The organism is Candidatus Izemoplasmatales bacterium, assembly GCA_041649275.1.
Classification (GTDB): domain Bacteria; phylum Bacillota_I; class Bacilli_A; order Izemoplasmatales; family Hujiaoplasmataceae; genus UBA12489.
On record JBAZNL010000019.1, the window covers coordinates 19,324 to 29,415 of the forward strand.

Genomic DNA, 10,092 nt, shown 5'->3' on the forward strand with positions numbered 1-10,092 from the left:
ATCCATTATAACAAAAGCGCGTGCGTTTTTGTTGTGATGTTTTCAGTATTTCTGCACGGCTTCGTACGCGCGGGCGGCCTTGCCGTCGCGCATCGTCACGATCGTCGTCTCGGTGAACTTCTGGAGCACTTCCATCTTCTGCGGCGGCGTCGCGAGGATGATCTGGACCGGCAGCTGGCCGATGAACTCCATCATCGCCTTGATGCGGGTCGTGTCCATCTTGTCGAAGACCTCGTCGAAGAGGATCAGGCCGATCGCGTCGGCGACGTTGCCGCGGCTCGCCTGCGTGAAGACGCGGACGAACGAGGCGATCGTGGCGACGTAGAAAGGAACCTGGGTCTCGCCGCCCGACTTCTCCTTGAAGACCTTGGAGTAGAGGATGACGTCGCCCTGCGAGTTCTGGATGCGGATGTCGTAGTCCATGTAGGTGCGGTAGTCGGTGAACTTGTTGATCGCGCCGCCGCTGTTGAGGTCGTCCTGGGCGAGGTTGATGAAGAGTTCCTCGAGCTGGCGCTGGTACTTCATCTCGAAGTCGTAGTTGAAGATCTCGGTGCCGGTCCGCATCGACTCGTCGGAGAGGACCATGTCGTAGTAGTCGGCGTATTCCTTCGACTTCGGGAAGATGAACTCGTAGGTATCCTCGCCGAAGTGGATCACCTTGAGGGTGGCGTTGATCTTGGCGATCTCGTCCTGCGCGGAGACGATGTAGTTCCGCAGCTTGGCGATGAAGTCCTCCTTGAAGAGCTTCTCGGCGGCTTCGCGCGCCTCGCGCACCTTCGACTCGTACTTGACGAGTTCGGAGCGCACGAGCTTGTTCAGCTCCTCGAGGTAGTAGCCCATGTGCTCGTAGCCGTAGGGATACCCGAGGTTGTAGCTGTTGGTGTACCGGAACTGCTTCTGGCGGAGCGAGTCCTCGAGGTTCTTGAGGTTCTGGAGCTCGGCCTCGATCTTCTTCCGGTACTCCATCTCGACCTTGACGGGATCCTTCGCCGACGCCACTTCGCGGGCGAAGAGGTCGGCGGCGTTCTCCTCCATCGCGAGGTTGTCCCCGGCGATGCGCGAGAGTTCGGCGCGGATGCCGTCCTGACGGCCTTCGAGGACAACGAGGTCCTCGTTGATCTTGATGGCGTCGCTTCTCAGCTTGCCGGTCTCCTCGAAGAGGCGGCGGCGCTGGTTGTTGAGGGCGCGGACGTCGTCCTTGATCTTCTCGTACTCGAGCCGGAGTTCGTTCACCGTCGCCGTCGGAAGGTCCGCCTTGCGGTCCTTCGCGTTGCCGAGCGACTTCTCGAGCGAGGCGAGGACGACGCCGGAGCCGATCTGGTCGATCAGGTCCTTGAAGCCGAGGCGGCCGATCAGGATGTTCTCGTTCGTGATCTTCGTGATCTCGTCGTTCAGCGCGTTGTATTTCGCGCGCGCCTGCACGGCCAGGTTCTTCCACTTCTCGAGCTGGGCCTCGTGGGCGCGTTTTCCGATGAAGGGCTTCTCGGTGTTCTTGTTCAGGCTGCGGACCGTGAAGGAACGGTAGACGACGCCCTCGCGGGTGATCGCCTGCGGATGGTTCTCGAGGTCCTTGACGTCCTGGACCATGATCAGGCTGCCGCAGGTCATCGTCACGTAGTGGGCGGCGTCGACGTTGTCGGTCGCGATGATCGTGGCGAGCGAGGAAGGCTGGTTGTTGATGAAGTGGGCGATCTTCTTGGTGTTGACGAGGCCGAAGCCGGAGAGGTTGGTCTGGTCCTTCAGGCGGTTGTAGATCTGGAGCGCCTCGTCGAAGTAGCGGGGTTCGACGATCAGGTTGAAGCGCTGGCCGCCGAGGTAGTCCTCGACCGTGTCCGCCCACTTCGGGTCGGTCACCTCGAGGAGCTCGGCGAGGACGTGGACCGAGGCGTCGATGCCGAAACGGTTCCTGATCCCTTCCTTGATCCGGTTCTGCAGCTCGACGAGCGCGGGATGGTAGCGGAGACGGTTGTTCTCGAGGTCCTTGAGGGCGGCGAAGATCTCGTTGATCTCGGCGAGCGCGACCTTGCGGTCGCCTTCCGCCTTGCCGACGGCCTTGCTGCCGGCCTCGACCTTTTCGCGGAGCCGCTTCTCGATGTCGTATAGGGCAAGCCGGGTCTTGTCGACGTCGACGGCGGAGACGTTCACGAGATCGAGCTTGGCGAGCTCGTCGTAGATCTTGTCCTTGAAGTCCTCGCGGAGTTCCGTCACCGTCGGTTTCAGACGACCGACGCGGTCGAGGAACGCCCTCCTGATCTCGCGCTGGTCCTCGACCTTGCCGGTGAGGTCGAGGATCTCGCGGTCGAAGAGCTCGCCGGCCTTGAAGGTTTCGTCCGACTGCATCATCGCATAGATGTCCTTCGACCGGTCCTCGGCGGCGGCGATCGAGTTCTCGACGCCGTCGATCTCCTTCTTGTAGCGTTCGACGGCGTATTTGTTCTTCTCGAGGTCGGAGAGTTTCGCCGAGACGATCGTCTTGGTGTTCTCGAGGTCGATCAGTTTGAGGAGATACTCGTAGAAGCGCTTCGTGTCCTGGTTCTTCTTGATCTCCTCGTAGGTGAGCTTCATGTCCTCGAGATCGGTCACCTTCTGCTTGATCAGCTTGAGGGTGACCTCGAGGTCGCGGTAGGCGTGGATCGATTCCTTGATCGACTCGACGTCGAGCGTCTTCTCCTCGAGCAGGTAGCGGTAGATGAACTCCTTGACGTCGGCGATCGGCTTGAACGCGAGCGCCTTCGGAAGGAGCGAGAAGTACGTCTCGTTGATCGAGCCGAACTTCTGGCGGAAGGCCAGCTTCGCCTCGCGGCGGGTCGGATAGACCTCGGTGGCGCGCTTCAGTTTCTTGAAGTTGAGGGTCGTGAGGATCCGCCCCTCGTCGTCGACGAAGAGCTTTTCGTGCATCGGTCCGTCGACCGAGTAGAAGAGCGCCTTCGGAGGCAGGACGTCGCCGAAGACGTCGATCACGGCGCCGACGACGAAGAAGCTCTTCGTCTTCTCGTCCATGAACTCGAGCGCCACGTGGCCGGTGACGTCGCCGACGCGGAGGTATTCCTGGTTGTCGATCCCGAGCTTGCACTTGACGTAGCCGCGCAGGTCGCGCTTACTCTTCTCGTTCGCGGCGAGGTTGAAGATCTGGTCGCCGGCGGTGAGGATGAAGGCGATCGCGTCGACGATCGTCGACTTGCCGGTCGCGTTCTGGCCGGTGATCAGGGTGTTGTTCCGGATGTTGAGGGTTTCGTTCCCGAAGAAGTGCCAGTTGATCAGGCGGACCTTAGTTAGCTTCTTCAACGGCCTGTCCCCCTTCCTTGCTGGCGAGGCGGCGGATCACGTCGACGACGTCGTTGATGTTCGACGTGGAGATCGCCATCAGGATCGTCGGATAGACGATGATGCGGGTGTTGCCCTGGGCGGGGTCGCCGAGCGGTTCGATCAGGTTGTACTTGCGGTACATCCGGATCACCGCCACGAGGTCGGTCTTGTTCATCTTCTTCTTCAGTTCGAGGGCGTCGTACTTCTGGTGGATCTCGTCGACCGTGATCACGACGTTGTCGTTCACCGAGGTCTCGACGAGGTGCTGGTGGTAGAGGATGCGGAGGATCAGGAGGATGAGCGACTCCTCCTTCTTCAGTTTGACGAGGTTGGTGTTCTCCTTCGTCACGAGCTGGATCGCGCCGCGGTCGCGGTCGAGGATCAGTTCGTAGCCGATCACGCCGAAGTACTCGTCGAAGTAGTTCTTGAACGAGAGCACGAAATAGTAGAGTTCCTTGTTGTCCTTCTTGTCGCGGGCGAGGAAGGCGCTTGAGAGCAGTTTGGTGACGGTGTCGGCGAACATCGCCCTCTGGGCGGACGTGAGCCCTTCGAAGTTCTGCAGGATCATGATAGTTTCTGCCCCCTTACGATCTGGAAGTCGTACATCTTGAATTTCTTGTGGCGGATTACGGAATCGAGCGGCGAGATGTAGTAGTTCATCTCCTCGCCGGCGTAGACGAGGATGTAAAGCAGGCGGAGGACCGCTTCGTCCGCGACGTCCTCGGTGATCAGCTCGGAGGCGCGGACGATCGACTGGTTCCGGAAGAAGGCGGCGAGATACTTCTTGATGACCTCTTCGCTGTAGTTGGTCTCGAACTCCTTCAGGAGCGCTTCCTGGAGGGCGAACGACGGCGTCAGTTCGTTGTCGAGCAGGAACTGCCCCTCGCCGTGGACGTAGGCGCCGCGCGGCGTGTAGAGCGAGGAGTTGTTCACGACGCCGTGCGAGCGGAGGGTGAAGAGCGGAGAGATCGTCTTCAGGGCGAAGTCGGTCTTGTACTTCTTCACGTTCTCGGCGGTGAACCGGAGGATCGTCGTCAGTTTCCCGATGACGTTTTCGTCGTCGTTTAACAGGAACTTGATCTTCGCGATCGTGGAGTTGACGTAGATCTTGTTCTTCTTGTCGATCTCGTCGATGATGTAGCCGAGCGAGTTGTAGATGTCGATGATGTCGTCGATGCGCTTGTTGGCGCGGATCCGGGCGAGGTCGTGGTTGTTGTTCGCGGCCGGGAGGTACTCGCGGGCGATCATGTCCATGATCACCGGATTCTGCTGGAACTCCTCGAGGCGCTTGACGATCGCCAGCTTGTACTTGGCGACGTTGTCGGAGGTCTTCAGGCGGGAGTACGCCTGGTCGACGAGCTCGACCTTGTAGTTGACGAGCAGGTTGATGAGGTCCTTGATCTCGGAGTTCTCGATGATCGTGCGGATGTAGTACTTCAGGCGCGAGTCGAGCTTGCGGATCTCGCGGACGAAGGCGATCGTGTTCTTGTAGACCTGGTCGACGACCATCCCGAACTCGTCGTTCTCATGCGAGAGGAGCGTATAGACGGTATAGATGTAGCCGCGGAATTCGTGGGTCTCGTCCTCGTAGCCGTACATCGTGTCGGTGCCGATCGATTTGATCGCCTGCATCACGGTGATCGCGTAGTCGCGGAAGTTGAGGACCTCGATGTAGTCGTTGTTCACGTCGATGTCGATCCACTCGCATTCCTCGAAGCGGCGCAGGACGGCGGCCGCCTTGTCCTTCAGGGTATCGGACTGCTCGACGCCCTCGAGGTCCTTGACGGCGGCCGACTGCATCTCGAGCACGTCCTGGACCGCCTGCTGGGCGATCTGCTTGTCCATGCCGAGGACCGAGCCCTGTTCGTAGGCGCGGAAGACGGCCAGAAGGCACTTCACATAGAGGTCCTGGTTCCTGCAGTTCAGGACGCTGAAGAAGTTCTGCGGGATGATCTTAAACAGTTCCATGTTCCCCACTCCTCTCCTTCATGGTCCTAGTCCTCGCGGGCATACTCGAATCCGCCGCCGACGAGGCTGGACAGATGCGATTCGATCAATATCCAGTCCTTGCGGAAGCTTTCGAGCGCCGCGCTTCCCTTCGGGGTGATCTGATAGAACCGGCGGGTCATGCCCTTCTTGTTCTTCTCCGAGTACGACGTGATCTTGCCGTCCTCGAGAAGCCGCTTGAGCGCGAAGTAAAGCGCCGCTTCGGTCAGGGAGAAGTTGCTTTTGGAGACGCTCTCGATGATCTTCGCGATCTCATAGCCGTAGCTGTCGAATTTCGCGAGGACCGACAGCACGATGTAGTCCGTGAAGCCGCGGATGTATTCGCCCGAGTTGCTCATCAGTTCACCTCCCCATATATAAGCATCTTATGCATAATCAACTGTTGCATATGTCATTTATGCATAATCTGTTTATATTATATCTCGTTATGCTTTGCTTGTCCATCTATTTCTGGTTCTCTGCGAGATTATCCGTTTTACCGCTCAAGTTGGGTCTTTCATGGCGATTCAACCATCGAATTTGCGTCGCTTGATGTCATCTTGTTGTCCGTTCGATGGTTTCCTATGGGATGCGGCGAGCCCCATCCGCCCGTCGAGATGTTCGTCGTTTCCGTCGTCGAACCGGCTCGCTCCGATTGACGGCCGCAAAGCAAACGTGATAGAATGAATCTCGACGAAGGGAGATGATGATGTGCGGGAACTGCAGAGCAAATCCCGGGAAGTCCTGTTCGCCGTCCTTCCCGTCGTCCTCGTCGTCCTCGTCTTCCATCTGTTCATCGATCCGCTTCCGGACGAACTGTTCTGGCGGTTCGTGATCGGTGCCGTCGTGATCGTCCTCGGCCTCACGACCTTTCTGATCGGCATCGACATCGGCATCACTCCGGTCGGCGAGCTGATCGGCCAGCGCATCGCCAAGTCCAACCGGGTCTGGATCGTCGTCGTGCTCGGGCTTCTGCTCGGGTTCCTGATCTCCGTCGCCGAACCCGATCTGCTCGTGCTCGCGGATCAGATATCGGCGGTGACCGACGCGAGCATCGCCGCCTCCTCGGTCATCCTCCTCGTCTCGATCGGCGTCGGCGTCTTCGTGATGCTCGGGCTGATCCGCATCCTCTTCTCGATCCCCCTGTATCTCTCGCTTGCGATCATCTATCCGGTCATCGCCATCTTCTGTCTCTTCATGAAGCCGGAGATGATCGCGATCGCCTTCGACGCGTCCGGTGCGACCACCGGAGCCCTCACGGTCCCGTTCATCATGTCCCTCGCGACCGGCGTCGCGGTCCTGCATCGCAACTCCAAGAGCGCCGAGAAGGACTCGTTCGGCCTCGTCGCGCTCGCTTCCGCGGGAGCGATCCTCGGCTTTCTCGCGCTCGCCGCGATCATCGATCCGCAAAATCTGATCGGAATCCTCCCCGAAGCCTCGACGGAGCATGGCATCTTCCTGCCGTTCTGGCATGAACTGACGAGAAAGGCGGGCGACTCGTTCATCGCGCTTTCACCGGTTCTCTTGCTCTTCCTCCTGGGCAACCTGTTCTTCTTCAAACTGCGCCCGCGCACATTCGCGCGAATCGCCAAGGGCTTCGTCTTCACCTATGTCGGGCTCACGCTCTTCCTCGTCGGCGTCAACGCCGGGTTCATGGAAGCCGGGCGGACGGTCGGCATCGCCCTGACGGACCGTTCGCTCTTCCTCACCCTGCTCGTCTCCTTCCTGCTCGGGTTCTTCACCGTGATGGCCGAACCGGCCGTATATATCCTGACGCACCAGATCGAGGACATCACCTCCGGTTCGATCCGCCGCCGGCTCGTCCTGTTCACGCTCGCGATCGGCGTCGGGATCGCCCTGGTCCTGAACGTGATCCGCATCCTCGTTCCCGATCTGCGGCTTTGGACCATCCTCCTGCCCGGATATCTGATCGCGCTCGTCCTCATGTTCTTCACCCCGAAGCTGTTCATCGCGATCGGGTTCGATGCCGGCGGCGTCGCCAGCGGTCCGATCACCGCGACCTTCGTGCTCGCCTTCTCCCAGGGAATCGCCTTCGGCGGAACCGCCGGAGGACTCGGCGACGTGTTCGGGATGATCGCCCTGATCGCCCTCACCCCGATCATCGCGATCGAGATCCTCGGCGTCCTCTACCGCCGCCAGACCCACCGAAAGGAAGTGGTTTCCCGTGCCGAATTCCATGAATAGTCTCGCCCTCTACGTCGCCATCGTCAACTACGGGGAGGCCAAGAAGGTGATCGATCTGGCGCGGATCGCCGGCGTCCAGGGCGCCACCATCTTCTACGGCTACGGCACGATGAACAAGGGCTTCCTCGCGATGATCGGCCTCTCCGACGTCAAGAAGGAGATCGTCCTGATGTGCTCCGACACCGAATGCGGCGACCGCGCCGCGAAGCTGATCTTCGAGACGATGCAGATGCACAGGCACCACCGCGGCGTGATCCTCTCGCTGTCGATCGACTCGCTCTTCGGCTCCGCTTCCCTCACCCCGCTTTCCCACCAACCGAACAAGGAGGCTCCCATGGAAAACCAGGCCATCTTCACGATCGTCGACAAAGGCAAGGCGGAACTCGTCATCGACGCCGCCGCATCCTCCGGCGCGACCGGCGGCACCGTCATCAACGCGCGCGGTTCCGGCATCCACGAGACCAAGAGGATCTTCAACATCCCGATCGAACCGGAGAAGGAGATCGTCCTCACGATCGCCCCGACGGAAAAGGTCGAGGCGATCACCACCGCGATCCGGAAGGAATTGAAGATCGACGACCCCGGCATGGGGATCGTCTTCGTCATGGACGTCCGCAGCGACTACGGACTATACAAAGGAAAGTAAATTCCCATATGTAAAAAAACAGGAGCGGGTTTCCGTTCCTGTTTTTCTATGAGTGTCTTTTTCACTTGAACAAAACCAACATTATACCAAACCGTTCCAGATACGTAATACCGTCATTGAAAATTGCATTCGGAAACACTTTCTTAATCGCTAAGCTGATTTCATCTCTAATTTCGTTTTCAGAAAAACGCTCAATTTTTGTCAGAATTGATTCAATATCTTTAATGTTGTCTTCAATGGTAATTTGTTCAGAAAAAAAGTACGATTTTGTTTTGTCCATAAAGCATATGTGATGGGCTGTACTCCCAGAAATGGTGCTAAGCCGTCTGCAGTTGATGAATTTGGTGTGATCTTGAATTGTTTTATTTGTATAATGATTTAGAAAATCGTTTTCGGTAATGAACATTGGAGCGGCATAAAACACACTGTTTCCAAATTGATTGGCCAAAGACACGAGAAGATTGTGTTGATGAGTAACGGAATCCGGGTATATTTCAATTCGATAATACGGATTACCGAAGACTGACCATTCATTCGCGGTTGATCTAGTTAACATTTCTGATCTTTTAAATTGAAGAAATAGGGGTCGACACTTATCAAGTCTAGCATCATATCCAAGAATCTTCTCCTTGTTTTGTGTTGGCATAAAAGGAGAATTTTCCAGCCGTCCAAAAAATGGTCCATCGACAATTTCACGAAGAAGTCCAAAGCCAAACTGAATCTCGGAAAATTGTGAATCCATACTATCATCCCTTTTTGATATGTCTTGTTCGGATCATCAATGATTGAATAGAAAGAACCTAAGACAAATTATATATAATGAACATTCATAACTCAAGGCGGAATGTTCATTTTCAAATAATAATGCAAAATGACGCCCCACCACTGGGACGTCATGTCATCGATCATTTGCCTTTTCCGAAGGCGTTCTTGAACTTGTCCCAGGTCGAGGACTGGGCGCTTCCGGCGCCTTCGAGTCGGCGGAGCTCCTCGAACGCCTTCCGTTGCTCGGGGGTGAGTTTGGTCGGCGTGACGACGGTCACGATCACGTGCTCGTCGCCCTTGTACTTCGTGCGGACGTTGGGCGCGCCCTTCTCGCGGATGCGGAACTTGGCGTCGGACTGCGTTCCCGGCGGAATCGTGAGGAGGACCTTCCCGTAGACGGTCGGGACCTCGATCTCGGCGCCGAGCGCCGCCTGCGCGAAGCTGATGGGGATATTCACGACGATGTCGTCGCCCTCGCGGTTGAAGATGTCCGAGGGCTTGACCTCGAAGACGATGTAGAGGTCGCCGTTCGGTCCGCCATAGGCGCCCTTGTTGCCGTAGCCCTCGAGCCGGATCTGCTGCCCGGTCTCGATCCCTTCGGGGACCTTGACCTCGATGTCCTTCATGGTCTTGACGGAGCCTTCGCCGCCGCAGGTCGGACACTTCGCGGTGATTTCCTTGCCGGTGCCGTTGCAGTTCGGACAGACCGCACGGGTCTGGGTGCGGCCGAAGAGGGACTGCTGCTCGACGATGATCGAGCCGGAGCCCTTGCACCGCGAACAGGTGTGGATGTCGCTTGCGGAGCGGGCGCCGGTGCCGTGGCACTGGCGGCACTCCTCGAAGACGGGAACCTTGATCGTCTCCTTCTTGCCGAAGATCGATTCCTCGAAGGAGACGTTCATCCGGCGCTGCACGTCGGCGCCCTTGCGGGGGCGTGCGCCGCCCTGTTGGGGGCGCTGGCCGCCGCCGAAAAAGGCCGAGAAGATGTCGCCGAAGTCGAAGCCCTCGAAGCCGCCGAAGCCGCCGGGGCCCTGACCGAAGTTGGGGTTCTGCGACTGGTGGCCGAAACGGTCGTAGTTCTGCCGCTTCTCGCCGTCGGAGAGGACCTCGTAGGCTTCCTGGACTTCCTTGAACTTGGCTTCCGCGTCCTTTTCGGTGGAGACGTCGGGATGGTACTTCTTGGC

The 10,092-nt window shown here is 58.2% G+C and carries 8 protein-coding genes; 2 read left to right on the forward strand and 6 right to left on the reverse strand.

What is annotated here, in order from left to right:
• Nucleotides 1-42: 42 nt before the first annotated feature.
• From WC509_08140 to WC509_08155, 4 genes are read right to left on the reverse strand one after another with little or no spacing between them, the layout of a single operon-like run.
• A complete protein-coding gene (locus WC509_08140) occupies nt 43-3,285 on the reverse strand; it encodes an SbcC/MukB-like Walker B domain-containing protein (protein MFA5007412.1) in 3,243 nt (1,080 codons plus the stop codon).
• Nucleotides 3,269-3,874, reverse strand: a complete 606-nt coding sequence (locus WC509_08145) for a DUF4194 domain-containing protein (protein MFA5007413.1) — start codon at nt 3,872-3,874, stop codon at nt 3,269-3,271. Before WC509_08145 ends, WC509_08140 begins: the two co-directional genes overlap by 17 nt.
• A complete protein-coding gene (locus WC509_08150; protein MFA5007414.1) occupies nt 3,871-5,274 on the reverse strand; it encodes a Wadjet anti-phage system protein JetA family protein in 1,404 nt (467 codons plus the stop codon). The genes WC509_08145 and WC509_08150 overlap by 4 nt, the downstream gene beginning before the upstream one ends.
• Before the next feature lie 26 nt (nt 5,275-5,300).
• Nucleotides 5,301-5,651, reverse strand: a complete 351-nt coding sequence (locus WC509_08155) for a PadR family transcriptional regulator (GenBank protein ID MFA5007415.1) — start codon at nt 5,649-5,651, stop codon at nt 5,301-5,303.
• Between the two features lie 352 nt (nt 5,652-6,003).
• Between WC509_08155 and WC509_08160 the strand changes: the two genes are divergently transcribed.
• Nucleotides 6,004-7,497 (forward strand): DUF1538 domain-containing protein, encoded by a 1,494-nt coding sequence (locus tag WC509_08160; protein MFA5007416.1) that lies wholly within the window; start codon nt 6,004-6,006, stop codon nt 7,495-7,497.
• Nucleotides 7,478-8,143: a P-II family nitrogen regulator gene (locus WC509_08165; protein MFA5007417.1), complete on the forward strand. Its 666-nt coding sequence runs from the start codon at nt 7,478-7,480 to the stop codon at nt 8,141-8,143. Before WC509_08160 ends, WC509_08165 begins: the two co-directional genes overlap by 20 nt.
• A 61-nt stretch (nt 8,144-8,204) precedes the next feature.
• Here the strand turns inward: WC509_08165 and WC509_08170 are convergent, their stop codons facing one another.
• Entirely contained in the window at nt 8,205-8,885 is a 681-nt protein-coding gene (locus WC509_08170) for a hypothetical protein (GenBank protein MFA5007418.1), read from the reverse strand.
• A gap of 163 nt (nt 8,886-9,048) precedes the next feature.
• On the reverse strand, nt 9,049-10,092 hold a 1,044-nt coding region (gene dnaJ / locus WC509_08175; protein ID MFA5007419.1), incomplete at its 5' end, for a molecular chaperone DnaJ.

Bases quoted from the DNA above. Each gene is read 5' to 3' on its own strand.
- WC509_08155 (MFA5007415.1), bottom strand. From the start codon at position 5,651: ATGAGCAACTCGGGCGAATACATCCGCGGCTTCACGGACTACATCGTG.
- WC509_08150 (MFA5007414.1), bottom strand. From the start codon at position 5,274: ATGGAACTGTTTAAGATCATCCCGCAGAACTTCTTCAGCGTCCTGAAC.
- WC509_08170 (MFA5007418.1), bottom strand. From the start codon at position 8,885: ATGGATTCACAATTTTCCGAGATTCAGTTTGGCTTTGGACTTCTTCGT.
- WC509_08145 (MFA5007413.1), bottom strand. From the start codon at position 3,874: ATGATCCTGCAGAACTTCGAAGGGCTCACGTCCGCCCAGAGGGCGATG.